The organism is Levilactobacillus tujiorum (assembly GCF_012641185.1).
Lineage (GTDB): Bacteria > Bacillota > Bacilli > Lactobacillales > Lactobacillaceae > Levilactobacillus > Levilactobacillus tujiorum.
In genome coordinates this window covers 1-227 of record NZ_JAAXLK010000074.1, presented here as the reverse complement: position 1 = coordinate 227, position 227 = coordinate 1, and the positions used below count along the sequence as shown (strand labels likewise).

The window sequence follows — 227 nt, the reverse complement described above, 5'->3', positions numbered from 1 at the left end:
GTACGGCCACACACGTGAAACGTGGTCGGAATCCGGGAGGACCATCTCCCAAGGCTAAATACTCCCTAGTGACCGATAGTGAACCAGTACCGTGAGGGAAAGGTGAAAAGCACCGCGGAAGCGGAGTGAAATAGTTCCTGAAACCATGTGCCTACAATTAGTTAGAGCCCGTTAATGGGTGATAGCGTGCCTTTTGTAGAATGAACCGGCGAGTTACGTTAATTTGC

The 227-nt window shown here is 50.2% G+C and carries 1 rRNA gene; it reads left to right on the top strand.

Features of this window, described 5'->3' with window-relative positions:
* Positions 1-227 (top strand): 23S ribosomal RNA (locus HF569_RS12270); the annotation flags it as partial.